This window comes from Enterobacter cloacae complex sp. 6730903 (assembly GCF_048283985.1).
Taxonomy (GTDB): Bacteria; Pseudomonadota; Gammaproteobacteria; order Enterobacterales; family Enterobacteriaceae; genus Enterobacter; species Enterobacter hormaechei_C.
The window spans coordinates 67,983-93,390 of the sequence record NZ_JBLVXX010000003.1 but is presented as its reverse complement, the minus strand read 5'-3'; the positions used below and the strand labels follow the sequence as shown (position 1 = coordinate 93,390).

Sequence of the window (25,408 nt, the reverse complement as noted above, 5' to 3'; positions counted from 1 at the left end):
CCGGCCCGTATTCTTTGCACAGTTCAGACCATGAAATTTCCCGGTAAACGTAAGTCCAAACACTATTTCCCCGTCGATGCCCGCGATCCGCTGTTACAGCAAATTCAGCAGGAAAGCGAAACCAGCGCTGCCTGGGTGGTCGGTATCGATCAGACGCTGGTGGACATTGAAGCCAAAGTGGATGATGCGTTTGTCGCACGTTACGGTCTGAGCGCCGGGCACTCGCTGGTGATTGAGGATGACGTTGCTGAAGCGCTGTATCAGGAGCTGGTGCGCGAAAATCTTATCACCCACCAGTTTGCCGGCGGCACCATCGGCAACACCATGCACAACTACTCCGTACTGGCAGACGACCGCTCGGTGCTGCTTGGCGTGATGTGCAGCAATATCGAAATCGGTGGCTACGCCTACCGCTACCTGTGCAATACCTCCAGCCGCACCGATCTGAACTATTTGCAGGGCGTTGACGGGCCGATTGGCCGCTGCTTTACGCTGATAAGCGATTCCGGCGAGCGTACCTTTGCCATTAGCCCCGGCCATATGAATAAGCTGCGCGCTGAAAGTATCCCGGAAGAGGTGATCGCGGGCGCGTCTGCGCTGGTACTGACCTCCTATCTGGTGCGCTGCAAGCCGGGCGAACCAATGCCGGACGCAACCATGAAGGCAATTGAGTACGCGAAGAAATACAACGTGCCTGTGGTTCTGACGCTGGGCACCAAATTCGTCATTGCCGACAACCCGGAGTGGTGGCAGGCCTTCCTGAAAGAACACGTCTCGATTCTGGCGATGAATGAAGAAGAAGCCGAAGCGCTGACCGGCGAAAGCGATCCGCTGCTGGCGTCTGATAAGGCGCTGGACTGGGTGGATCTGGTGCTCTGCACCGCCGGGCCGGTCGGGCTGTACATGGCGGGCTTCACGGAAGAAGAGAGTAAGCGGAAAACCCAGCACCCGCTGCTGCCGGGCGCAATCGCCGAATTTAACCAGTACGAGTTCAGCCGCGCCATGCGTCATAAAGACTGCATCAACCCGCTGCGTATCTTCTCCCACATCGCACCGTATATGGGTGGCCCCGAGAAGATCATGAATACCAACGGCGCAGGCGACGGCGCGCTGGCCGCGCTGCTGCACGACATCACTGCCAACGCCTACCACAAAACCAATGTGCCGAATTCCAGCAAGCACACCTTCAACTGGCTGACCTACTCCTCGCTGGCGCAGGTGTGCAAGTACGCGAACCGCGTGAGTTATCAGGTGCTGAACCAGCATTCACCGCGCTTAACGCGGGGGCTGCCGGAACGGGAAGACAGCCTCGAAGAGGCGTATTGGGACAGGTAAAAGCAAAACGGCAACCTGTGGTTGCCGTTTTTAGTGTTTGTTCCCTCTCCCTGTGGGAGAGGGCCAGGGTGAGGGCATCAGGCCGCACAAAACTTACCCCGTCACCGCCTCTTCAACCGGCGGTTTCGTCAGCATTGTCAGCATCGTATTCGCAATCTCACGCTCACCCATCACCACCTGGTTCGCGCCGCGCTCGGTGATGTACTCCACTTCGTCATCATAATGGGCACGGGCAATGATTTCGATATGCGGGCATTTTTCACGGGCTGTGGCGACAATCTCGCCAGCCTCGTAACCGTTCGGGATAGTGAGTAACAGCCAGCGGGCGCAGTCCAGATGCGCCAGATTCATAATCTCTTCGTTAGCCGCGTTGCCCAGCACCGCACGGATGCCGCGCTCGCGAAGCTCATCTACGCGGGTGCGTGACGTCTCAATCACCACCAGCGGAATGCCCTGGGCCATCAGCTTCTCACCGAGCAGGCTGCCGACGCGGCCAAAACCGACCAGCAGCGCGTGGTTGCAGATATCCACCGGGATCTGTTTCTCCTCCTCAATCGCCTCTTCCAGGGTTTGCTCTTCGAGGGTTTCGGTCTTCTCGAGATATTTTTCCAGCAGGGCAAACAATACCGGGTTTAGCATGATGGAGAGGATCGCCCCCGCGAGCACCAGATTTTGCCCCGCCTGTGGCAGCAGGTTCAGGGCCATCCCCAGACCGGCCAGAATAAAGGCGAACTCGCCAATCTGCGCCAGGCTGGCGGCAATGGTCAGCGCCGTGCGCGGCGAATGGCCGAACATCCGTACCAGGAAGAAGGCGGCAACGGACTTACCAAAGATGATGATTGCCAGCGTACCCAGCACGGCCAGCGGCTGCTGAATGAGGATCAGCGGGTCGAACAGCATCCCGACGGAGACGAAGAACAGCACCGCGAATGCATCACGTAGCGGCAGGGTATCGTGCGCGGCACGGTGGCTCAGCTCGGACTCGTTCAACACCATCCCGGCGAAGAACGCGCCCAGCGCAAAGGAGACGTCAAACAGCTCGACGGCGCCAAAGGCAATGCCCAGCGCCAGCGCAAGGACCGAAAGCGTGAACAGTTCACGCGAGCCCGTGGCGGCGCTGCGGGACATGATCCACGGCACCAGACGGCGGCCCACCAGCATCATGATGGCGATAAACGCCACAACCTTACCGATGGTAATGCTCATATCCAGCGCCAGCGAGGCGAAGCCGATATTCTCTTTTTCCATCATCCCGGCAACGGCAGGCAGCAGTACCAGCGTCAACACCATCACCAGATCTTCAACAATCAGCCAGCCTATCGCGATTTGCCCGCGCTGGCTGTCTATCAGCTGTCTCTCTTCAAGCGCGCGCAGCAGCACCACGGTACTGGCGGTTGAAAGACACAGCCCAAATACGATACCGGTCATGATTGACCAGCCCAGCACCGCCGAAAGCGCCATGCCCAGCAGCGTCGCCACCCCTATCTGAGCGATCGCTCCCGGTATGGCGATCGACTTTACCGCCATCAGATCCTTCAGGGAAAAATGCAGCCCGACGCCAAACATCAGCAGGATCACGCCCAATTCCGCCAGCTCAGGCGCCAGTTTGGTATCTGCGACAAAACCCGGCGTAAAGGGCCCTGCCAGAACGCCCGCCAGCAAATAGCCTACCAGGGGCGAAATACGCAATTTATTGGCAATCATGCCGAGAATAAAAGCGAGCACAAGTCCACCAACAATGGTGGTGATAAGCGGTGTGGCGTGGTGCATTCCGTCTCCTTTCGCGATGGGTGATCCATTTTTGGTGCAAATACCAAAAAGCCGATTAATAGTTTATGACAATTTTTACGCTTATGTTTATGAATAATTGTTGAAATCACAATAAAAAGGCAATAAGCATGAAAAAAGGCAGATTTTGATAAATTTGCTGAGGGGAGGGAGAGGAAAGCCTTATGACATCAGGTTATCCGGCTGCCAAAGTTTAACTTTGGCAGCCGTGAAGTCACGCTTTATGACGATTGTCAGGCAGGAATATGGTCAACATCCCCAGAAGTGGCAGGAAAGCGCAGATTTTATAGACCAGGAAGATGCTGGTGTGGTCTGCAACCATCCCCAACACGGCTGCGCCAAGGCCGCCCATGCCAAAGGCAAAACCGAAAAAGAGGCCGGAAACCATACCGATACGTCCCGGCAGCAGCTCCTGCGCGTAGACGAGGATGGCTGAAAATGCCGATGCGAGAATAAAACCAATAATCACCGTCAATATTCCGGTCCATTCCAGCGTTGCGTAGGGTAAAACAAGCGTAAACGGCGCAACGCCGAGGATAGAGCCCCAAATCACATATTTACGTCCGATTTTATCCCCCACAGGACCGCCAATCACCGTGCCTGCCGCCACCGCAAACAGGAAGGCAAAGAGGTGGAACTGGGCGTTTTGTACCGATAATCCGAATTTTTGCATCAGATAGAAGGTGTAATAGCTGCTGATGCTCGCCATATAGAAATATTTCGAGAAAATCAGCACCAGCAGCACGCTGACGGCAAGGATCACCTTATTGCGCGGAAGGGGATTGGTTATCTTCGCGGCAGGTTTTCCCTTATTTACGCGATGCTGCGCGGCATACCAGCGGCTGATTTGCGCCAGAACGACAATCGCCAGCAGCGCGGCCAGCACAAACCACGCCACGTTGCCTTTACCGTAAGGCGCGATAATTACCGCCGCCAGCAGAGGACCGAGGGAGCTACCAAAGTTCCCCCCCACCTGGAACAGAGACTGCGCCAGCCCGTGGCGTCCGCCGGAGGCCATACGCGCCACGCGGGACGATTCCGGATGGAACACCGATGAACCGGTTCCCACCAGCGCCGCGGCAACCAGTACCGCCTCAAAGCTGCCCGCCATGGCCAGCAGCACCAGCCCGCTCAGGGTGAAGCACATCCCAATGGGCAGCGACCATGGCATCGGGTATTTGTCCGTCCAGTAGCCCACCACCGGCTGGAGCAGCGACGAGGCCAGCTGGAAGGTCAGGGTGATCATCCCGATCTGCACGAAGGTTAATGAGAACTCAGACTGCAACAGCGGGTAGATCGCCAGAATCAGCGACTGGATCATGTCGTTGAGCAGATGAGAGAGACTGATTGCGCCTAATACTTTAAAGGAAGTGCGCGATTTCGGCGGCGACGCCGGAGCGCCCTGGACGGGCTGGGTTGATTCACTGATTGCCATAAATACCACGTCGATTTGTTATTAGAGATGCAGGGAGTAATTATTATCCGACTAACATACCCGTCCGTGACATTTGAAGAAAGTCGCAATTCTGAAAACTTATTTGTCTATTCTTGTGAGTCACTGTAATTTTTGCGTTTGTCTATGGGTCAGGGAGAGAGAAGATGAAGTTAATGAAGCGTGGCGTCGCGCTGGCGCTCATCGCCGCATGGGGGCTGACAAGCCTGCCCGCGCAGGCGTATGAAAAAGATAAAACCTATAAAATTACCATTCTGCATACTAACGATCATCACGGCCATTTCTGGCGCAGCGAATACGGTGAATATGGCCTGGCGGCGCAAAAAACGCTGGTGGACGGCATTCGTAAAGAGGTCGCGGCCCAGGGCGGCAGCGTCCTGTTGCTGTCGGGCGGGGATATTAATACCGGCGTACCGGAATCTGATTTGCAGGATGCCGAGCCTGATTTCCGCGGCATGAATTTAGTTGGTTACGACGCGATGGCGGTCGGAAACCACGAGTTTGATAATCCGCTGAGCGTGTTGCGCCAGCAGGAGAAGTGGTCCAAATTCCCGTTCCTTTCCGCCAATATTTATCAGAAAAGCACCGGCGAGCGCCTGTTTAAACCGTGGGCGCTGTTTAAGCGTCAGGATCTGAAGATCGCGGTCATCGGCTTAACCACCGACGATACGGCCAAAATTGGTAATCCTGAATTTTTCACCGACATTGAATTCCGTAAACCGGCGGACGAAGCGAAGCTGGTGATCCAGGAGTTGCAGCAGAATGAAAAACCGGATGTGATTATCGCGACCACCCACATGGGGCATTACGATAACGGTCAGCACGGCTCTAACGCGCCGGGCGACGTGGAGATGGCGCGCAGCCTTCCTGCGGGCTCGCTGGCGATGATTGTGGGCGGTCATTCGCAGGATCCGGTCTGCATGGCCTCTGAGAATAAAAAGCAGGTAGATTATGTGCCCGGCACGCCGTGCGCGCCGGATCGTCAGAACGGGATCTGGATTGTACAGGCCCACGAGTGGGGTAAATACGTTGGCCGCGCGGATTTCGAATTCCGTAACGGCGAAATGAAGCTGGTGCACTATCAGCTCATCCCGGTCAACCTGAAGAAGAAAGTGACCTACCCGGACGGCAAAAGCGAGCGGGTACTTTACACGCCAGAGATCGCTGAAAACCAGCAGATGCTCTCGCTGCTGACGCCGTTCCAGAGCAAAGGGAAAGCGCAGCTGGACGTGAAGATTGGCACGCTTAACGGACGACTGGAAGGGGACCGCAGCAAAGTCCGCTTCGTACAGACCAACATGGGGCGTCTGGTGCTGGCCGCGCAGATGGCGCGCACGAATGCGGATTTCGGCGTGATGAGCGGCGGCGGTATTCGTGATTCCATCGAAGGCGGAGACATCACCTATAAAGACGTGCTCAAGGTGCAGCCGTTTGGCAACGTGGTGGTCTATGCGGACATGAGCGGGAAGGAGGTGATTGACTACCTGACCGCCGTGGCGCAGATGAAGCCGGATTCCGGGGCGTATCCGCAGTTTGCTAACGTCAGCTTCGTCGCGAAGGACGGCAAGCTCAACGATCTCAAAATCAAAGGCGAACCGGTTGACCCGGCGAAAACCTACCGCCTGGCAACGTTAAGCTTTAACGCCACCGGCGGCGACGGCTATCCGCATATCGATACCAAACCGGGTTATGTAAATACCGGGTTTATTGATGCGGAAGTGTTGAAGCAGTTTATCCAGCAAAATTCACCGATTGACGTGAACATGTATGAGCCGAAGGGCGAGGTGAGCTGGCAGTAGTGCGTTTTTTTGCCGGGTGGCGGCTTCGCCTTACCCGGCCTACATTCGAATCGTAGGCCCGGTAAGCGCAGCGCCACCGGGCAATTTTCTCAATCCCGGCGCGCAATATCCGCAAATTTCGCGTCCAGCATTTTCGCCAGATCGCCTGCGGCCAGTTCGATATCCAGCCCGCGTTTGCCGCCAGAAATATAGATCGTCTCAAATTCCTGCGAAGGCGAATCGATCAGCGTCGGCAGACGCTTTTTCTGGCCGAGCGGGCTGATCCCGCCGACCAGATAACCCGTTGTGCGTTGCGCAACCATCGGGTCAGCCATATCGACCTTTTTCGCTCCCAGCGCTTTGGCCACTTTCTTCAGATCAAGCTGTCCGGCGACGGGCGTCACTGCCACGGCGAGGTGCTTCATATCGCCGTTCACCGCGACCAGCAGCGTTTTGTAGACCTGGTCCGCGTTCAGCCCCAGCTTGCGCACCACTTCATCACCAAAGTTGGTTTCGTTCGGATCGTGATCGTAGGTGTGGATCCGGAAAGAAATTTTGTTTTTTTCGAGTAATTTAACGGCGGGAGTCATGGCTATCCTTCTTACGACAGACGATTCATGCCAGCAGCATACGCCTGACGTTTGTCTAAAAAATAGCACCATCTTGCGCAATAGTATTGGCAGTGATGGTTACTTTGAGCGACAATCGGCGTAGCCGAAGGTCACTTCGGTATAATAAAAACGATGAAATTCCTCTTTGACGGGCCAATAGAGATATTGGCCATTTTTTTATTTCAGCAGCGACGGCAAATTCCCTTCTCCGTACAAATGCAACGCGCCAACCGCGACAACATAACGACCGGCAGGCAGGGCATAAAGCGTCTCCCGCCACGCCTGGTTGCGCGCGTTCATCAGCACATCATACAACGATTCACTGAACGTCGACGGTAACGCCAGCTTACCGTCTGCGGGCGGCGCATCCAGCCACCAGCCAATCATCGTTTGCAGCAGACGAGCGTTGGTGTGCCAGTGGGTCAGGGTATCATCCAGCAGTATCAGGCCGTCATCGGGAAGCTGGCGAAGGAGCGCAATCTGGCTGTCCGTGCCTTCCAGTTCAATAACGGACAGGTTGCGCGCCCTTGCCGCATTCAGCAGTTGATAATCGATACCGTAATCGCCGCGCAGCCCCAGGCGCTGCGCCTGGGTTGCCTGTAGCACCATGGCAATTTGCCACAGGGGCAGAGTGTCGAGCATTGAGAGCGAGACGCCGGTCTCATCCGCAAGACGGGTAAGCTCAGCCAGCTGCGTCTCGTTAAGACGTTCCGCCAGGGGGAGATCGCTTTCCAGCCCGGCAAACGGCGATTCATGGCCGGAGATGTCGGCTTCGACGATCAGCGCGTCGGCGCGCTTCAGCAGTTTAATCAGGCCGGAGGGCAGGGGGAACATATCCTGCGTGCCCATATGAATACTTCCCACCAGGTGCAGATGCTGCCCGCCCGGAAGCGAAATATCCATACCGGGCCAGGCATAACGGCGAGGAAAGAGGGCGCGAAACGATGTTTTTAGACGATTAAACAGACCCATACGCGCTCCATGACCGGAAAGGTTCATGCTAGCGCGTACGGGTACAAGGTTCAATCCTTCGGTTTAAACCGCAGCAGACGGTTAGCGTTGCTCACCACGGTAATTGACGAGAGCGCCATCGCCGCACCCGCAACAACCGGGTTCAGCAGGGTACCGGTCAGCGGCCACAAGATCCCGGCGGCAATCGGAATGCCGAGCGAGTTATAGACGAAGGCCCCCAGCAGGTTCTGCTTCATGTTGCGCAACGTGGCTTTCGAAATCGCCAGCGCATCCGCCACCCCCATCAGGCTGTGGCGCATCAGGGTGATCGCCGCGGTTTCAATGGCGACATCGCTCCCGCCGCCCATCGCAATGCCTACGTCAGCCTGCGCCAGCGCCGGGGCGTCGTTAATGCCGTCGCCCACCATCGCCACCTGGCGACCCTGACTTTGCAGGTTCTTGATGGCGTCCGCTTTGCCGTCCGGCAGCACGCCCGCGATCACCTCATCAATCCCGGCTTCTTTCGCAATGGCGTTGGCGGTGGTCGGGTTGTCCCCGGTTAACATCACCAGACGATAGCCCGCGCGGTGCAGGCGCTGTAAGGCATCCACGCTGTCCTGGCGTAACGGATCACGCACGGCCAGCAGCGCCGCCACCTGACCATCCCTCGCCAGCAGAACCGGCGTCGCGCCCTGAGAAGCCTGCGCGTTCAGCTCTGCGTCCAGCGCGGACGTATCAACGCCGTGTTCAGTCAGCAGTGCCTGGTTACCCAGCAGCAGCGTATGGCCTTCAGCTTCACCGCTGACCCCTAAACCGCGCAGGGTGCGGAAGTTACTGACCTGCGGCAGACGGGCATCACCGGCTTTCTCCAGGATGGCGCGCGCCAGCGGGTGGCTCGAACCTTGTTCCAGCGCGGCGGCCAGGCGCAGGGCGTCCGTCTCCGTACAGCCAACGGTACTGACGGCCACCACCTGCGGTTTGCCCTCGGTGAGCGTGCCGGTTTTATCAAAGACAAGGGTGTCCAGCGTGCTTGCCCGTTGCAGGGCGTCAGCATCACGGACCAGTACGCCAAATTCGGCGGCGCGTCCGACGCCAGAGATAATCGACATCGGCGTGGCCAGGCCAAGGGCGCAAGGGCAGGCGATGATCAACACCGTGGTGGCGATCACCAGGGTGTAGACAATCTGCGGCGCCGGGCCGAAGAAATACCATATCGCCGCGCTCAGCAGGGCAATACCGACGACCACCGGCACAAAAATGGCGGAGATTTTATCGGCAAGCTGACCAATCTCCGGCTTACTGCTCTGCGCCTGGCGGACCATGCGAATGATGCGTGACAGCGTGGTATGGCTTCCGACCGCGCTGGCGCGGAACAGTACGCTGCCGTCCTGTACCACCGTACCCGCATGCACCGCATCGCCCTGAGACTTCTGCTGGGGTATCGGCTCGCCGGTCAGCATCGCTTCATCCAGCCAGGCATCGCCCTGGGTGATTTCACCGTCGACGGGCACGCGGTCGCCGGTGGTCAGGCGCAGCGTCATTCCCGGCTGTACCTCTGAGAGCGGAACGCTTTTTTCCCCGTCGTCCGTGACCACGCGGGCCGTCGGCGGGGTTAAATCGAGTAATCTTTCCAGCGCTTTCGACGAGCGCTGACGCGCGCGGGCTTCGAGCATATGGCCTAAGTTAATCAGACCGATAATCATCGCACTCGCTTCATAATAGAGATGGCGCGCCTCCATCGGGAACCATTGCGGCCAGACGTTAACGCTCATCGAATAGAGCCATGCGGCTCCGGTACCGAGTGCGACCAGCGTGTCCATCGTCGCGGTGCGGTTTTTCAGGCTCTTCCAGGCGCTGGTATAGAAATGTCCGCCAGCAAACACCATTACCGCAAGGGTAATCAGACCAATCACCAGCCACAGGGTGCGGTTGTCTGCGGTGACCATCATGTTGTCACCCATCATGCCCCACACCATCACCGGAATACCGACCAGCAGGGCGACGATCGCCTGCCAGCGGAAGCGCTTCATGGTGGCGACAGCCGTTTCCTGCTGGCGCTCGCGGCGCTCGGCATCATCTTCGATGGCCTCCGCCCCGTAGCCCGCTTTCTCCACGGCCTGCACTAACTCTGCGGCGGAGGCGCTGCCCATCACCAGCGCAGTACGCTCCGCCAGGTTTACCCGTGCCTGTGCGACGCCCGGTACCGCCTGTAAGGCGTTTTGTACCCGGGAGACGCAGCTGGCGCAGCTCATGCCGTTGATCAGCAGCTGTTGGCTGTCATCAATGTCATCAGCTACCGGAAGCTCAGGAGTGGCCGCTGTCAGTGCTTCCGACGGGGATGATGACTCTGCCAGCGGTTTAGCCTTTGGGTGGCTTAACTCCGCCCCGTAACCGGCCTGTTTAATGGTATCAATCAGCGCGTCGGCGCTGGCGCTGCCGGTCACGGCGGCATGATCGATAGTCACCTCAGCGCTTTCCACGTCAGGACGCTGCTCCAGGCTTTCTTTAACGCGTTTGACACAGTGGCCGCAGGAGAGGCCGTCCAGTGTCAGGTCAATAGTGTGAGACATAACAAAACTCCCGTATAATGTTCTGGTCAATTGTTGACCTTCACTCTGCTTTTCGCTAACTGTTATGAAGGTTAAACCTTCCATCAAGGGGAAGGTCAAGGGGGAAATGTGAATATCAGCGATGTTGCGAAAAAAACCGGCTTAACCAGCAAAGCGATTCGCTTTTATGAGGAAAAAGGGCTGGTGACGCCACCGTTGCGCAGTGAGAACGGCTACCGCAGCTATACGCAGCTGCATCTTGATGAACTGACGTTACTGCGCCAGGCAAGACAGGTAGGATTTAACCTTGAAGAGTGCGGCGAGCTGGTTAACCTGTTTAACGATCCGAAACGCCACAGTGCCGACGTGAAAAAACGTACGCTGGAAAAAGTGGCGGAGATCGAACGCCATATCATCGAATTACAGGCGATGCGTGAGCAACTGTTACAGCTGGCAGAATCCTGCCCGGGAGATGACAGCGCCGAGTGCCCGATTATCGACAATCTTTCCGGCTGCTGCCACCGTAAAACCCATGCCTAACAGGCTTTAACCCGCAGGGTAATGCCTTCCACCGCAATGACCTCAACCCGTGTGCCGGCGCTGAGGTCATCGTCGGCCACTACCGGCCACGAACTGTCCCCCACGCGCATATGACCGCGTCCGTTGATCAGCGCGTTATCAAGCGTAAAACGCTTACCCACGATCTGCTGCCCACGCTGGTTGAGATGCGCGTCGACCGGCTTCTGCGCCTTCACCCGTTTGTTCAGCCAGCGCCACCACAGCCAGGCGGCCACCAGCGTCAGCACGGCAAACAGCGCGCCCTGCCACTCCCAGCCGACAGGCAGTAGCCAGACGACCAGCCCGGTAATCACCGCGGCAACCCCGCTCCACAGCAGATAACCGTTGCCGCCAAGCATCTCGGCGGCCAGCAGCAGTCCGCCAAGGCTGAGCCAGAATGCATGAGGATGTGCAACGATGAGCTCAATCATTTTTTACGCTCGTTTCCGCCGTCTTTGATCAGTTCGGCAATTCCGGCGATAGATCCCATCAGGCTGCTGGCATCCAGCGGCATCATCACCACCTTGCTGTTGTTCGCGGAGCCGATCTCCTTCAGCGCATCGGTATATTTTTGTGCGACGAAGTAGTTCACGGCCTGAATATCCCCGGCGGCAATCGCCTCGGAAACCATTTGCGTTGCGCGGGCTTCCGCTTCTGCCGAACGTTCACGCGCTTCCGCCTGGAGGAAGGCAGACTGACGATCGCCCTCGGCTTTCAGGATCTGCGACTGTTTTTCCCCTTCCGCTTTCAGGATCTCGGCCTGACGCACCCCTTCGGCTTCAAGAATATAGGCGCGCTTGGTACGCTCGGCCTTCATCTGCGCGTTCATGGAAGCAATCAGCTCTGCCGGTGGACGCACGTCGCGGATCTCAATGCGGGTCACTTTGATCCCCCACGGATTGGTGGCTTCATCCACAATGTGCAGCAGGCGGGTATTAATGCTGTCACGCTGGGAGAGCATTTCGTCCAGCTCCATTGAGCCAAGCACGGTACGGATGTTGGTCATGGTCAGGTTGACGATCGCCAGCTCCAGGTTGCTCACCTCATAGGCCGCTTTCGGCGCATCAATCACCTGAATAAAGCACACCGCATCGATGGTGACGTTGGCGTTATCCTTGGAGATGACTTCCTGGGAAGGGATATCCAGCACCTGCTCCATCATATTGATCTTGCGCCCAATTCTGTCCATGAAAGGAACGATCAGGCTTAAACCCGGCTGAAGGGTATTGGTGTAGCGACCGAAGCGTTCGACGGTCCACTGGTAACCCTGCGGGACAATTTTGACGCCTGCGCCCACGATAACCAGCGCAACGAAAATAAGGACAGGAACAACGATGAGCATAAAAACCTCCTGTTTTGCATGCCGTAACGAGAAAAACTGCGTATTTGTTGAACGTAAGTATATCGGCTAACGAAGAGGATTTCGCCCCTGTAAAGAGGTGGGAACCGGACTGGCAGAAATAAAACGCCCCGTTCGGAATGCGGGGCGCAAAACGTTACTTTTCAGACCAGGTATAGCTGAAGTCGGTGATAAACCCATCCCCGGCGTCAGCGATGGCTTTTGATAAGCCCTGATAGTATTTTTCCAGGCCGATGGCCTCTATCTGCTGGATCTGCTCGCGAACGGGAGCGCAGAACAATACCGCATTGCCCGCCCCGACACGTTTGTTGTTCGGCGGCAGATCGCCGGTAATCGCCTTAAACCAGGTTCTGATCCCTTGCTTTAAGCTGTGCGGCGCTTTTGTAAGATCCTCCTGGCCGGTCAGCACCTGTAGGGTAGGGAATTCATTAGCATTGACGGCGGTTTTCATACGCGCAAAGAACGCGGTAAAAAGCTCAAAAGAGCCGAGATCCGTGACGCGAGGCTTGGTGGTTTTTCCGTTTTTATTGCCCATTTTTCCGGCAGGGGCTGTAGGCGCCGGAACCACATTGACCTTATGCAGATCCAGACCAAACAGCAGATTGCAGTGCGCCCGGCGCTCTTTAAGCGGATAGGACATCAGCACGTCAATAAACGCCGTCGCCTTCACATCGGCCAGATCATGGTTAATCAGCCATTGCGAGCGGGCAAATTCCGCAGGGGAAACGAACCAGTCCGGCACCTCAGTAAAGCGTCTGGATTTACCCTTGCCGTCAAACTCGAGAAAGTAAGCTCCATCATCGAAAGCAAAATAGCAGTTTTTAAAGCTACCGATTGTGGTGTTAACGATGAGCGCCTTCTTAACAAAATCGACCACCTCTGCACCCATGACAAAACGCGTGAGTTCAGAAGAATTGATGACTTCCATTAATGTTTCCACATCAGGAACACCAGGCTTCAGGGAAGAGAACTCATAAAAGATATGTGTCATGTTGCTGACTTCCTGTAGTTATAGAGGTGACAATTAGCGAGCAAAAAGTTTAACACTTGCTATAGGTTAAGGCTATTCGCGCTGCGTAGCGGAAAGGATTATGCTAAAGGCTGTTCTTATTACAGCGGTTAATGGAATCGGAATGAATAATAAAAAAAATCTTCTGGATATCAGGGATGTTGGCTTTCGTGTGGGTGATAACACCATCCTTCAGCACGTCGATTTTTGTCTCTCTCCGGGCGAATTTAAACTGATAACTGGCCCCTCCGGCTGCGGCAAAAGCACCCTCCTGAAAATCGTGGCTTCGCTACTGAGCCCAACGGAGGGAACCATCCTGTTTGCAGGAAAAGATATCGCCACGCTTTCACCGGAAAGCTATCGCCAGCAGGTGTCATACTGCGTGCAAACGCCGTCCCTGTTTGGCGACACGGTGTACGACAATCTGGTTTTCCCTTGGCACATCCGCAACCAAACGCCTGATCCAAAAAAGTTTACCGACGATCTGACCCGGTTCGGGCTTTCGCCGGAGACGCTGACCAAATCGATCGCCGAACTGTCGGGAGGGGAAAAGCAGCGCGTCTCGCTGATCCGTAACCTGCAATTCTTGCCGAAGGCGCTGTTGCTGGACGAAATCACCAGCGCGCTGGATGACGCTAACAAGCGCAACGTCAATGACATTATCCATCGCTACGCCCGGGAGCAGAATATTGCCGTGCTGTGGGTGACGCATGATTCAAATGAAATTACCCATGCGGATGATGTCATCACGCTCAGGCCGCAGGGCGGGAAAATGGAGGAGGCTCATCGTGGGTGAACATAACATAACCAACGAATCGCTGGCGCTGTCGATGGTCCTGGTGCTGGTGGCGATTGTGGTCAGCTACCGGGAAAAGCTGGGGCTGGAAAAAGATATTCTTTGGAGTATCGCCCGCGCGGTCATTCAGCTCATCATCGTCGGCTATGTGCTGAAATACATCTTCAACGTCAATCATGCCGTGCTGACCCTGTTGATGGTGCTGTTTATCTGCTTTAACGCGGCATGGAACGCGCAGAAACGCAGTAAATACATCGATAAAGCGTTCATTTCGTCGTTGATCGCCATCACTACCGGGACCGCGTTAACGCTGGCGGTACTGGTACTCTCCGGCTCGATAGAATTTACGCCGATGCAGGTGATCCCCATTTCCGGGATGATTGCGGGCAATGCGATGGTGGCGGTCGGGTTGTGCTACAACAATCTGGGGCAACGGTTCAGCAGTGAACAGCAGCAGCTTCAGGAGAAGCTAAGCCTGGGCGCGACGCCGAAGGTGGCCTCTGCGCGGTTGATCCGCGACAGCATTCGCTCTTCGCTGATCCCAACGGTGGATTCCGCCAAAACGGTGGGTCTGGTGAGCCTGCCGGGCATGATGTCGGGGCTGATTTTTGCCGGTATCGATCCGGTAAAAGCGATTAAGTACCAGATTATGGTGACGTTTATGCTGCTCTCTACGGCGAGCCTGTCCACCATCATTGCCTGCTACCTGACCTATCGGAAGTTTTACAACGCGCGCCACCAGCTGGTGGTGACGCAGTTGAAAAAGACGGGGTAATATCGGCTTTTGTAGGCCCGGTAAGCGTTAGCGCCACCGGGCATTTTTTTGCTAGTAGAGCAACGCGTACAGCTGACGACGATATTTCGACGCCAGCGCGTCACCGGTACCCAGCGCGGCCAGGATCTCCTGGAACATCTTCCGCGCCTGTCCGTCTGCGGCGCCCAGGTCCTTCTGAAGATGGCTAAACAGCAGCTCCAGCGCCTCTTCGTTACGCCCCACCTGATGAAGCTGAAGCGCCAGCTGGCTTGCCAGCGCGGCATCCTGCGGGTTGTCCGCAACCTGCTGCTGAAGCTGCTGAATTTCAGGGGTATCGGCCGCCTGTTTCAGCAGATCAATCTGCGCCACCAGACCCTGATAACGGGTATCCTGATCCTGCATCGGCACCGTTTTCAGCACGGCTTCCGCGTCTTCAGGGCGGTGCAGCGCAATCTGGGTCTCTGCCAGCAGCAGACCAATCTGGCTGTTCTGGTTCGACAGCTGCCACGCGTCTTTTAACAGCGGCAGCGCCTCGTCGTACTTGCCTTCCTGCATCAGCGCCATGGCTTCCTGCGCTTTCAGCTCTTCTTCGCGCGGCAGGACTTTATCCAGCAGGGCGCGGATCGCCTCTTCTGGCTGCGGCCCCTGGAAGCCATCCACCGGCTGACCGTTCTGGAACAGGTAGACGGTGGGGATCGCGCGCAGGCCAAACTGGGAAGCCACCATTGGTTCGGCGTCACAATCCAGCTTCGCCAGAATGAACTGACCGTTGTACTGCGCGGCAAGGCTTTCCAGGACCGGCGTCAGTTGCAGGCAGTGTTGGCTGCGTTCAGACCAGAAGTAGAACAGCACCGGTTTAGTCATTGACTGTTCGAGCGTCTGTTGCAGGTTAGCTTCAGTTATGTTGACGATATTCTGTACGGACATGCGGCATTCTCTTTTATCGGTTTACTCTTTACATGGGGGTAAGCGTGGTCGCTTCAACTCAACCCTGCAAAATTTTGTCCATCATCCGCCCCGGCAGCAGGCGTTTCAACCAGCCGACGGCATGGGTCACCAGCGTGACCGGATAGCGCATTTTAGGGGTATCGCTCTCAAACGCGTGGCGCACTTTGGCAACGACGGCTTCTGGCCCAAGCGTAAAACGCGCCGCGATACCGGGATTTTCGACCGGTTTGTCCGCCTGCGTCTGGTTAACGTTTTCCGTAAAGCGGGTGCGGATCGGGCCCGGTTCAATCAGGCTGACCTTAATACCGCTGTGGCGCAGCTCCATGCGCAACGCATCGGACCAGGCTTCAAGCGCATATTTACTGGCGGCGTAAGCCCCGCGGCCCGGCGTGGAGATCAGGCCCATAACTGAGGAGGTCATCACGATGCGCCCTTCGCCGTGCGGCAGCATGGCCGGGAGAAGGCGCATGGTAAGCTGATGCGCCCCGAAAAAGTTTGCGGAGAACTGCTGCTCCAGCTGTTCCCGTGAGAGAGTCTGTAGCGGGCCGTACACGCCATAGCCCGCATTGTTGAACAGACCGTAAAGACGGTTGTTGGTCAGGGCGATAACCTCATCGGCGGCCTGCTCCACGCTCTCTGGCGAATCGAGATCCAGCAGAATGCCGGTAAATCCCAGCCCTCGCATGCGTTCGACATCCTCGGATTTGCGGCAGGCTGCCAGCACCCAAAACCCCTGACGTTTCAGTTCAAGGGCGCTTTCAAGGCCAATTCCGCTGGAACATCCTGTTATTAAGACCGATTTTTGCATAACTTTACCTGTCAGGTTCTCAGCTGTTTGACGAGTCATGTTTTACTAAAGGAGCCAGCCGGGTTGCCATCCAGTCGGCAATGAACGGCTGGGCATCGCGATTGGGGTGAATGCCATCATCCTGCATCCACTGGGGTTTCAGATAGACCTCTTCCATGAAAAATGGCAGCAGCGGAATATCAAACTCTTTGGCAAGCTTAGGATAGATCGCGCTAAACGCCTCATTATACCGACGGCCGTAGTTAGCGGGCAGGCGAATTTGCATCAGCAGCGGCTGGGCATTGGCGGCCTTAATGGTCTGCAAAATGGTCCGCAGCGTTTGCTCCGTTTGCTGAGGCTGGAAGCCGCGCAAACCATCATTACCGCCCAGTTCGACAAGCACCCAACGCGGTTGATGCTGCTTAAGCAGGGCAGGCAGGCGCGATAAGCCTTGCTGCGACGTATCGCCGCTGATGCTGCCGTTCACGACAGACGCCCGGGACTGCCATTTATCATTGAGCAGGGCGGGCCAGGCCGCACTGGCGGCCATACGATAGCCCGCGCTCAGGCTGTCGCCCAGAATCAATAACGTGTCCGCAGCCGCCGCGCGGAAGGTCATCAGTATCAAAAACAGGAAGGGCAAATGCCAGCGGAAAACATTGTTGAAGTTCATCGTCTTAAGAAGTCCGTCGGTCAGGGAGAACACGAGCTTTCCATCCTCACCGGAGTTGAACTCGTTGTCAAACGTGCCGAAACCATCGCCCTGATTGGTGAATCCGGTTCCGGTAAGTCCACGCTGCTGGCCATTCTCGCTGGTCTGGACGATGGCAGCAGTGGGGAAGTGAACCTGGTCGGCCAGCCCCTCCACGCGCTTGATGAAGAGGCCCGCGCCGCGCTGCGTGCCCGGCATATCGGGTTTGTCTTTCAGTCATTCATGCTGATCCCGACGCTGAACGCGCTGGAAAACGTTGAGCTGCCCGGCCTGCTGCGCGGTGAAAATACCCGTGAAAGCCGCGATCACGCGAAGGCGTTGCTGGAACAGCTGGGGCTGGGCAAACGTCTCGACCATCTTCCGACACAGCTTTCCGGCGGTGAGCAGCAGCGCGTGGCGCTGGCCCGGGCGTTTAACGGGCGCCCGGAAGTGCTGTTTGCCGATGAGCCAACGGGCAATCTCGACCGTAAAACCGGGGACAAAATTGCCGATCTGCTGTTTTCCCTCAACCGCGAGCACGGCACCACGCTGATTCTGGTTACCCACGACCCGCAGCTGGCCGCCCGCTGCGACCGCCGCCTGCGGCTGGTGAACGGTATTCTTCAGGAGGAAGCATGATTGCCCGCTGGTTCTGGCGCGAGTGGCGCTCGCCCTCGCTGCTGATTGTCTGGCTGGCGTTGAGCCTGGCGGTGGCCTGCGTGCTGGCGCTCGGCAGCGTCAGCGATCGTATGGAGAAAGGGCTTAGCCAGCAGAGTCGGGAATTTATGGCCGGGGACCGGGCTCTGCAAAGTTCTCGCCCCGTGCCGCCGGGCTGGATTGAGGAAGCGCGCAAAGAGGGGCTGAAGGTAGGGGAGCAGATCACCTTTCAGACCATGACCTTTGCGGGCGACACGCCGCAGCTTGCCAGCGTAAAAGCCGTGGATGACATCTACCCCATGTACGGTGACTTACAAACCAGCCCGCCGGGGCTAAAACCGGTGGCCGGTACGGTCCTGCTGGCATCGCGACTGATGGCGCTTCTTAACCTGAAACCCGGCGACAGTATCGACGTCGGCGACGCGACACTCAAAATTGCCGGGGAAGTGGTGCAGGAGCCCGACTCCGGATTTAATCCGTTCCAGCTTGCGCCGCGCCTGCTGATGAACACCGCGGATGTGGCGAAAACCCACGCCGTCCAGCCGGGAAGCCGTGTCACCTGGCGGTATAAGTTTGGCGGGACGCCTGCGCAGCTGGAGGCGTACGAAAAATGGCTCCTGCCGCAGCTCAAGCCGGAACACCGCTGGTACGGGCTGGAGCAGGATGACGGGGCGCTCGGCAAATCCCTCGAACGTTCCCAGCAGTTCCTGCTGCTGTCGGCGCTGTTAACCCTGCTGCTTGCCATTGCGGCGGTTGCCGTGGCGATGGGGCACTACTGCCGCAGCCGTTACGATCTGGTGGCGATCCTCAAAACCCTCGGCGCGGGCCGCGCGCAGCTGCGCAAGCTGATTGTCGGCCAGTGGCTGATGGTGGTGGCGCTGTCGGCTCTGACCGGCGGGGCGATAGGGTTGCTGTTTGAAAAGCTGCTGATGGTGCTGCTCAAACCGGTACTGCCCGCGGCATTACCGCCTGCCAGCTTCTGGCCGTGGCTGTGGGCAATCGGCGCGATGACGACGATCTCCCTGCTGGTGGGGCTACGCCCGTACCGGCTGCTGCTCGCCACCCAGCCGCTGCGCGTGCTGCGCCGCGATGTGGTGGCCAGCGTCTGGCCGCTGAAGTTCTACCTGCCGGTGATTATTGCGGTGGCGGTCGGGCTGTTGGCCTGGCTGATGGGCGGCAGCACGCTGCTGTGGGCGGTGCTGGCGGGCGCGGTGGTGCTGGCGCTGCTGTGCGGCGTAGTGGGCTGGATATTGCTTAATGTCCTGAGAAAGCTGACAGTTAAATCACTCCCCATACGGTTAGCGGTTAACCGCCTGCTGCACCAGCCGTGGTCTACCCTCAGCCAGCTCTCGGCATTTTCGCTGTCGTTTATGCTGCTGGCGCTTCTGCTGGTGCTGCGCGGGGATCTGCTGGATCGCTGGCAGCAGCAGCTTCCGCCGGAAAGCCCGAACTATTTCCTGATCAACATTGCTCCCGAACAGGTGACGCCGCTGAAGGGTTTCCTGTCTGAGCATCACATTATTCCGGAATCGTTCTATCCGATCGTGCGCGCCCGCCTGACGCAGATCAACGGCCAGTCGACGGAGGGAAATAAGGATGAATCGCTCAATCGCGAACTCAACCTGACCTGGCAGGCGAAACGTCCGGACCATAACCCGATCGTTGCCGGCACCTGGCCGCCGAAAGCGGGGGAAGTGTCGATGGAGGAGGGGCTGGCGACACGCCTGAACGTGAAGCTCGGCGACAGCGTGACCTTCACCGGTGATACCCAGGACTTCACCGCCAAAGTCACCAGCCTGCGTAAAGTGGACTGGGAAAGCCTGCGGCCAAACTTCTTCTTCATCTTCCCGCCGGGTGCGCTGGACGGACAGCCGCAGAGCTGGCTCACCAGCTTCCGCTGGGAAAACGGCAACGGCATGCTGACGCAGCTTAACCGGGAATTTCCGACCGTGAGCCTGCTGGATATCGGCGCGATCCTCAAACAGGTCGGGCAGGTGCTGGAGCAGGTGAGCCGCGCGCTGGAGGTGATGGTAGTGCTGGTGACCGTCTGCGGCGTGCTGTTGCTGCTGGCGCAGGTGCAGGTGGGCATGCGTCAGCGTCATCAGGAGCTGGTGGTCTACCGCACGCTGGGAGCCAGTAAACGGCTGCTGCGCGCCACGCTGTGGAGCGAATTTGCCCTGCTCGGTCTGGTGGCGGGACTGGTGGCGGCCATCGGGGCGGAAACCGCGCTGGCGGTACTCCAGAGCAAGGTCTTCGACTTCCCGTGGGAGCCCGACTGGCGGCTGTGGCTCACGCTGCCCGTCTGCGGCGCCGTGCTGCTGTCCCTGTGCGGCGGCTGGCTCGGAACCCGGCTGTTGAAAGGTAAAGCGCTATTCCGCCAGTTTGTCAGCTAGTTTACTGATGTGATGATGACGCACCGGCATTTCTGCTGATGCGTCATCGCTTAACGGCACAAATCGTTAATGACCATGCATTTAGTAGCACAAAACATTAAAAACCCGCCCACACAGCCCGAATTTTTCCGGTTAATATTCACCAGCTAAATATTTAGCAGCGTGTCTATCAAGGAAAAAGAATGACTATAAGAAAAACAGCGCTGGCGACAACGATCGGCGCAGCAGTGGCATTGGCTTCATTCGCATCTCAGGCGGAAATCACCCTTCTGAAACAGGATCCGCAGGCGGGTAACCCGCTGAGCCGCCTGAACTTCACCGTTGGCGGCAGTATTCGTCCTCAGTTCCAGAATATGACCGGTGATGACGGCAAAAACAGCTACAAGCGCAACGGCTTTGACGGCGGCACCCGCTTCCGTTTCGCGGCAGACTACTACCTGTTCGATGACATCAGCTGGATCAGCTACTACGAGCTGGGTGTGAACATTCCGGCGCAGTTCAACTGGGATCATCACTATGCCGACGGCGCGCACGACACCTCTCGTCGTATGCTCTACACCGGTCTGAAGAGCGACACCTGGGGTACGCTGACCTTCGGCCAGCAGAACAGCGTGTACTATGACGTGGTGGGCGCAAAAACCGACATCTGGGACTACGACATGATTGGTCAGGCGCCAGGTAACGGGATCAACGGCGACTATGACGGCTCTTACCGTTCACGCCAGATGCTGAAGTACAAGAAAACCGTGGGCGATGCTGACATCTACGCCTCTTACCTGTTTGAAGACAGCGAATACCTGCCGGGCAACGGCCTGCGCTACAAGCGTAAAGGCGGCGGTTCACTGGGTATCGATTATCACCTGACTACCGATCTGACCTGGGGCGCAGCGTGGAACTACACCCGCGCGGACATGCGTAACCCGGACAACGGCGACAGCAAATCCTACGACCAGAACATCCTTGGTACCGCCCTGAGCTGGACGCCGGATAACTGGACCTTCTCCGCAGGCGGCGGCTGGTATCAGAACTTCCTGACCACCAAAAAAGTGTCCGTTAACGACTACTTCGCCGGTGATGCATGGGGTATTGAATACTTTGCGGGTTACAAGTTCCCGGTTGGTCAGTATGCGGTGAAATCCATCCAGCCGTACTTCATGGGCGACCGTATCGAGTACGTGAATGGCCGTAACTACCAGCGCATCGACAACGGCGTGGGTATCAGCTTCCAGCTGGATTACGGTTTCCGCGTGGATTACGAACACGTGTTCACCTCCAGCACCGACAACCTGGGCGACATGAACCTGGTGCGTCTGCGTTACGACTTCTAAGTGGTTTGTTCCCCGGTGGCGCTGCGCTTACCGGGGCTACAAAAGCACGCGTAGGCCGGGTAAGGCGTAGCCGCCACCCGGCTTTATTTTTCAGCGATCAAGCCACTCGGCAATTTCTTCGTACGTCCCGCGATACACAATCTTCTCCGCCTTTTTCTCCAGCTGATAGCCGTACATCGGGTCGTAATAGTCCTTCAGCAGCGGCACAAGCCAGCTGAAGTGCGCGTCAGTGCTTCCAGAGCGTTGTTGTTCCAGCAGCGCGGAATCTAACAGCGCGGTAAATTCCGCAAAACGCTGTAGCCCCAGACGGCGACGAATGGCGTACAGGCCGTGATGCAGATATTCGCTGTACGCTTTCCAGCCCGCCTCTTCACCGCAGGCGGCAGAAAAGTCGGCCCACATGTGGTCGAAATACTCTTCGCGCAGGCGTTCAAGACGGATCTCAAACGGATCTTCGACCACCACGACAGGCGCTTCAGCCATGCGGTCGCGCAGACACTCCGGCAGGTGGTTGGAGCCAATCATCCGGCCCTCGTCTTCAAGCACCCAGCGCGCGGCGTCTTTTTTCAATAGCTCAGCCGCAAGGTGATTCTCGAAGCTCGCCTGAGAAAGCTGCGGGGTGAGCGTGCGGCCAAACGACGAGCCGCGATGGTGCGCCAGCCCTTCCAGATCGATGCCCTGCGCATGCTGCTTCACCAGCAGCGTTTTACCGTTACCGGTACAGCCGCCGATAAGCACCATCGGCTTTTGTGACTGCTCAATGGTCACCTGAATCGCCGTCTGACGCAGGGCCTTATAGCCGCCGCGGATCAGCGGGTAGTCGATGCCCGCCTCTTTCAGCCAGGCCTGGGAGATGTGTGAGCGCTGGCCACCGCGCGCGCAGCAAAGGTAGCCCTCAGGATGGGCCAGGCAGGCTTCCCGCCAGGCGTTGATGCGCGCCTCTCGCGTTTCGCCGTTGACCAGGCTATGACCGAGCGCCAGCGCGGCGTCCGGACCCTGGCGTTTATAGCAGGTGCCGACGGCGGCACGCTCGTCGTCATTCATTAAGGGCAGGTTGAGTGCGGCGGGCATCGCACCCTGGGCAAATTCGATCGGCGCGCGAACGTCGATTAAAGGGGTATCGGACGCGAGGATCGCGCGATAGTCCGTTCCATCGTTCATGGTGATTCCAGAAGAAAACTGAGCAGCAATGGGCGGGGATTGTACGCCGGGGAAGGGGAAGGTCAACTCCCCGGCGGGGGATACTTACTTCAGTTTTGACTGCGCCCAGACAATACCGCTCGCATATTCTGGCGGCAGCAGGGGAACAATCGCTTCCAGCGTGGCGCTCAGGCGGTCCGTGTCGGTATCGTTCAGGTTCAGGTGGCCGACCTTACGCCCCGGACGCACCTCTTTGTCGTACCAGTGCAGGTGCACCAGCGGCAGCTTCAGCCAGTTGTAGTTCAGATCGGTGCCGATCAGGTTGATCATCACCGACGGGCTGGTCACCACCGGCTGCGGCAGCGGCAGATCGGTGATGGCGCGCAGGTGCAGCTCGAACTGGCTGATGGAGGCGCCGTTTTGCGTCCAGTGGCCGCTGTTGTGCACGCGCGGCGCAAGTTCGTTGATCAGCAGACCCGACGGCGTGACGAAACACTCCATCGCCATCACGCCCACATAGCCCAGCTCATGCATAATGGCAGACAGCATCTCTTCCGCCTGCGTCTGCTGGTCAGCATTGGCGTGCGGGAAGGCGACGCTGGTGCGCAGAATGCCGTCCTGATGCAGGTTATGCGTTAGCGGGTAAAAAACGGTGTGCCCGTCATGCCCGCGCGCGCCAACCAGCGACACTTCACCGCTGAAGTTAATGCCCTGCTCAACGATGCACTCGCCGTAGCAGTCATCCGGCAGCTCGGCGGTGTCGTTCGCGCGCAGGCGCCACTGCCCGCGGCCGTCGTAGCCGCCGACGCGACGCTTCACAATCGCCAGGTCTCCCAGCATCGCAAACACGTCATCCCACTCGTGCTTATCGGAAAGCAGCTGCCACGGCGCGGTCGCGAGGCCGAGCTTGTCGAAAAGCTGTTTTTGCGTGAGACGGTCGGCAATGATCGGGAAGACGTCGCGGTTTACAAAGGCGTTATGGCGCGCCAGCTCGCGGGTCAGGGCGGTTTCCGGCCAGCGTTCAATTTCGGCGGTGATCACGCTCTGATGGAACGGCACGGCTTCCGGCTCGGCATCCAGCCCGACGGGCCAGACGGCAATACCCAGCGGCTCACCGGCCTGACGCAGCATCCGGCCAAGCTGACCATTACCAAGAACGCAAACCTGCTTCATGCTGCACCCCGCGGATCCGGGTTATCCAGCACCTCGTCGGTCTGGGCTTTACGCCACTCCGCCAGACGCTGATGTAACTCTTTATCATGAGTCGCCAGGATCTGTGCGGCCAGCAGGGCGGCATTTGCCGCACCCGCTTTACCAATCGCCAGCGTACCGACAGGAATACCGCGCGGCATCTGGACAATAGAGTAAAGGCTATCCACCCCGCTTAACGCGGCGCTTTGCACGGGAACACCCAATACCGGCACCAGCGTTTTGGCGGCAATCATGCCCGGCAGATGTGCTGCGCCGCCCGCACCGGCAATGATCACCTCGTAACCGTTCTCTTCGGCGCTTTCGGCGAAGCTGAACAGTTTATCCGGCGTACGGTGCGCGGAAACCACTTCGACGTGGTGCGGAACATTCAGGATTTCAAAGATTTCGGCGGCGAACTGCATGGTAGCCCAGTCGCTTTTGGACCCCATCACGATGGCGACACGCGCCGGATTATTGCGGGAAGACATGCGTCTTAAAACTCCTGTGGTGCGGAACACACTGCTTTCGAGGGCACAGAGAATAGCATGTAATACCGGCAAGGAAAACGGTTGCGTGGTCGGGAAATGAGCGAAAAGACGGGGGGGCGTTAAAACGGGAAGGCGATCAGTTCCACACCTTCCGGCGTGACTTTGACCATCGATCCTTCGCTGTGCCAGGCGCCTAAAACCACGCGATGGGCGGGCTCGCCGTTGGCGATAAGGGAATGTACATCGGGACGATGGGTATGGCCGTGGATCAGCCACTGAACGCGATGCTTCTCCATCACGTTCACCACCGCCTGCGGATTGACGTCCATGATGGTCATCGATTTGCTGCTGTTGGCGGCCTTGCTGCCCGCGCGCATTCTGGCGGCGATGCGGTTGCGGATAAACAGCGGCAGGGCGAGGAACACTTTCTGGATCCACGGGGTGTGAACTTTGGCTCGAAACGCCAGGTAGCCGGTATCGTCAGTGCAGAGCGTGTCGCCGTGCATGATCAGAATATTGCGGCCATAGAGGTTTAGCACCTGCTCTTCCGGCAGCAGCGTCATACCGCTCTCGCGGGCGTAGCGCTGGCCGATCAGGAAATCACGGTTGCCGTGAATGAAATAGCAGGGGACGCCGGAATCCACCAGCGCTTTAATGGCCGCAGCCATCTCACGGTGCAGCGGGTTCGGATCGTCGTCGCCTATCCAGGCCTCAAACAGGTCGCCCAGAATGTACAGCGCGTCGGCGCTTTTCGCTTCACCGTGTAAAAAACGCAGAAAACCGGCGGTGATCGCCGGTTCTTCTGTTTGCAGATGCAGATCCGCAATAAAGAGTGTCGCCACG

The 25,408-nt window shown here is 57.8% G+C and carries 23 protein-coding genes; 8 read left to right on the top strand and 15 right to left on the bottom strand.

Annotation, left to right across the window (positions count from 1 at the left end):
- The first annotated feature begins 30 nt into the window (after positions 1-30).
- On the top strand, positions 31-1,335 hold the full coding sequence (locus ACNQ0W_RS02365; protein ID WP_032104066.1) for an inosine/guanosine kinase: 1,305 nt from the start codon (positions 31-33) through the stop codon (positions 1,333-1,335).
- A gap of 93 nt (positions 1,336-1,428) precedes the next feature.
- Here ACNQ0W_RS02365 and ybaL read toward each other — a convergent pair whose 3' ends face one another.
- Together ybaL and ACNQ0W_RS02355 are read right to left on the bottom strand one after the other, a co-directional pair.
- Positions 1,429-3,105, bottom strand: coding sequence for a YbaL family putative K(+) efflux transporter (gene ybaL / locus ACNQ0W_RS02360; protein ID WP_017383218.1), 1,677 nt, complete (start codon positions 3,103-3,105; stop codon positions 1,429-1,431).
- A gap of 232 nt (positions 3,106-3,337) precedes the next feature.
- On the bottom strand, positions 3,338-4,558 hold the full coding sequence (locus ACNQ0W_RS02355; RefSeq protein WP_015571242.1) for an MFS transporter: 1,221 nt from the start codon (positions 4,556-4,558) through the stop codon (positions 3,338-3,340).
- Positions 4,559-4,722: 164 nt separating this feature from the next.
- On the opposite strand from ACNQ0W_RS02355, the gene ushA reads away from it, so the two are divergent.
- On the top strand, positions 4,723-6,375 hold the full coding sequence (ushA, locus tag ACNQ0W_RS02350) for a bifunctional UDP-sugar hydrolase/5'-nucleotidase UshA (protein WP_062932276.1): 1,653 nt from the start codon (positions 4,723-4,725) through the stop codon (positions 6,373-6,375).
- 89 nt (positions 6,376-6,464) lie between these two features.
- On the opposite strand, the gene ybaK is transcribed toward ushA, so the two are convergent.
- The 3 genes from ybaK to copA all read right to left on the bottom strand — a co-directional run bounded on the left by ybaK (position 6,465) and on the right by copA (position 10,486).
- Positions 6,465-6,944, bottom strand: coding sequence for a Cys-tRNA(Pro)/Cys-tRNA(Cys) deacylase YbaK (gene ybaK, locus ACNQ0W_RS02345; protein ID WP_062932275.1), 480 nt, complete (start codon positions 6,942-6,944; stop codon positions 6,465-6,467).
- Between the two features lie 198 nt (positions 6,945-7,142).
- A complete protein-coding gene (locus tag ACNQ0W_RS02340) occupies positions 7,143-7,937 on the bottom strand; it encodes a TraB/GumN family protein (RefSeq protein ID WP_062932274.1) in 795 nt (264 codons plus the stop codon).
- 50 nt (positions 7,938-7,987) lie between these two features.
- Complete coding sequence (gene copA / locus ACNQ0W_RS02335) at positions 7,988-10,486, bottom strand: copper-exporting P-type ATPase CopA (RefSeq protein WP_003858946.1); 2,499 nt, start codon at positions 10,484-10,486, stop codon at positions 7,988-7,990.
- 108 nt (positions 10,487-10,594) lie between these two features.
- Between copA and cueR the strand changes: the two genes are divergently transcribed.
- On the top strand, positions 10,595-11,005 hold the full coding sequence (cueR, locus tag ACNQ0W_RS02330) for a Cu(I)-responsive transcriptional regulator (RefSeq protein ID WP_017383222.1): 411 nt from the start codon (positions 10,595-10,597) through the stop codon (positions 11,003-11,005).
- Here the strand turns inward: cueR and ACNQ0W_RS02325 are convergent.
- The 3 genes from ACNQ0W_RS02325 to ACNQ0W_RS02315 all read right to left on the bottom strand — a co-directional run bounded on the left by ACNQ0W_RS02325 (position 11,002) and on the right by ACNQ0W_RS02315 (position 13,374).
- Positions 11,002-11,454, bottom strand: coding sequence for an NfeD family protein (locus ACNQ0W_RS02325; RefSeq protein ID WP_047051108.1), 453 nt, complete (start codon positions 11,452-11,454; stop codon positions 11,002-11,004). The two genes, cueR and ACNQ0W_RS02325, sit on opposite strands and share 4 nt — an antisense overlap.
- Entirely contained in the window at positions 11,451-12,365 is a 915-nt protein-coding gene (locus ACNQ0W_RS02320) for an SPFH domain-containing protein (RefSeq protein ID WP_003858941.1), read from the bottom strand. Before ACNQ0W_RS02320 ends, ACNQ0W_RS02325 begins: the two co-directional genes overlap by 4 nt.
- Positions 12,366-12,519: 154 nt before the next feature.
- Positions 12,520-13,374 (bottom strand): hypothetical protein, encoded by an 855-nt coding sequence (locus tag ACNQ0W_RS02315; RefSeq protein WP_015571236.1) that lies wholly within the window; start codon positions 13,372-13,374, stop codon positions 12,520-12,522.
- 142 nt (positions 13,375-13,516) lie between these two features.
- On the opposite strand from ACNQ0W_RS02315, the gene fetA reads away from it, so the two are divergent.
- Positions 13,517-14,188: an iron efflux ABC transporter ATP-binding subunit FetA gene (gene fetA / locus ACNQ0W_RS02310; RefSeq protein ID WP_015571235.1), complete on the top strand. Its 672-nt coding sequence runs from the start codon at positions 13,517-13,519 to the stop codon at positions 14,186-14,188.
- Entirely contained in the window at positions 14,181-14,963 is a 783-nt protein-coding gene (fetB, locus tag ACNQ0W_RS02305) for an iron efflux ABC transporter permease subunit FetB (RefSeq protein ID WP_017383223.1), read from the top strand. Before fetA ends, fetB begins: the two co-directional genes overlap by 8 nt.
- A gap of 51 nt (positions 14,964-15,014) precedes the next feature.
- Here fetB and ACNQ0W_RS02300 read toward each other — a convergent pair whose 3' ends face one another.
- Genes ACNQ0W_RS02300 through tesA form a run of 3 tightly spaced genes read right to left on the bottom strand, consistent with a single transcriptional unit; the run spans position 15,015 to position 17,350 of the window.
- A complete protein-coding gene (locus ACNQ0W_RS02300; protein WP_003858935.1) occupies positions 15,015-15,869 on the bottom strand; it encodes a co-chaperone YbbN in 855 nt (284 codons plus the stop codon).
- A gap of 58 nt (positions 15,870-15,927) precedes the next feature.
- Entirely contained in the window at positions 15,928-16,737 is an 810-nt protein-coding gene (locus ACNQ0W_RS02295) for an SDR family oxidoreductase (protein ID WP_116329812.1), read from the bottom strand.
- Complete coding sequence (tesA, locus tag ACNQ0W_RS02290; RefSeq protein ID WP_062932312.1) at positions 16,718-17,350, bottom strand: multifunctional acyl-CoA thioesterase I/protease I/lysophospholipase L1; 633 nt, start codon at positions 17,348-17,350, stop codon at positions 16,718-16,720. Before tesA ends, ACNQ0W_RS02295 begins: the two co-directional genes overlap by 20 nt.
- Here tesA and ybbA point away from each other — a divergent pair.
- From ybbA to ACNQ0W_RS02275, 3 genes are all read left to right on the top strand, one after another.
- Positions 17,321-18,007 (top strand): putative ABC transporter ATP-binding protein YbbA, encoded by a 687-nt coding sequence (ybbA, locus tag ACNQ0W_RS02285; RefSeq protein ID WP_062932272.1) that lies wholly within the window; start codon positions 17,321-17,323, stop codon positions 18,005-18,007. The genes tesA and ybbA overlap by 30 nt on opposite strands.
- The gene (gene ybbP / locus ACNQ0W_RS02280) at positions 18,004-20,418 is read left to right on the top strand and encodes a putative ABC transporter permease subunit YbbP (protein WP_062932271.1); all 2,415 of its coding nucleotides are present in this window, start codon (positions 18,004-18,006) and stop codon (positions 20,416-20,418) included. Before ybbA ends, ybbP begins: the two co-directional genes overlap by 4 nt.
- A 182-nt stretch (positions 20,419-20,600) precedes the next feature.
- Positions 20,601-21,746, top strand: coding sequence for a porin (locus ACNQ0W_RS02275; RefSeq protein ID WP_017383228.1), 1,146 nt, complete (start codon positions 20,601-20,603; stop codon positions 21,744-21,746).
- A gap of 90 nt (positions 21,747-21,836) precedes the next feature.
- On the opposite strand, the gene mnmH is transcribed toward ACNQ0W_RS02275, so the two are convergent.
- From mnmH to lpxH, 4 genes are all read right to left on the bottom strand, one after another.
- Positions 21,837-22,907 carry a tRNA 2-selenouridine(34) synthase MnmH gene (mnmH, locus tag ACNQ0W_RS02270; RefSeq protein ID WP_062932270.1) on the bottom strand — a complete coding sequence of 357 codons (1,071 nt, stop codon included), beginning with the start codon at positions 22,905-22,907 and terminating at the stop codon, positions 21,837-21,839.
- 84 nt (positions 22,908-22,991) lie between these two features.
- Positions 22,992-24,059, bottom strand: coding sequence for a 5-(carboxyamino)imidazole ribonucleotide synthase (gene purK / locus ACNQ0W_RS02265; RefSeq protein ID WP_062932269.1), 1,068 nt, complete (start codon positions 24,057-24,059; stop codon positions 22,992-22,994).
- Positions 24,056-24,565 carry a 5-(carboxyamino)imidazole ribonucleotide mutase gene (gene purE / locus ACNQ0W_RS02260; RefSeq protein ID WP_003858921.1) on the bottom strand — a complete coding sequence of 170 codons (510 nt, stop codon included), beginning with the start codon at positions 24,563-24,565 and terminating at the stop codon, positions 24,056-24,058. The genes purK and purE overlap by 4 nt, the downstream gene beginning before the upstream one ends.
- Before the next feature lie 119 nt (positions 24,566-24,684).
- Positions 24,685-25,407 carry a UDP-2,3-diacylglucosamine diphosphatase gene (lpxH, locus tag ACNQ0W_RS02255; RefSeq protein ID WP_062932268.1) on the bottom strand — a complete coding sequence of 241 codons (723 nt, stop codon included), beginning with the start codon at positions 25,405-25,407 and terminating at the stop codon, positions 24,685-24,687.
- Position 25,408: the final 1 nt, after the last annotated feature.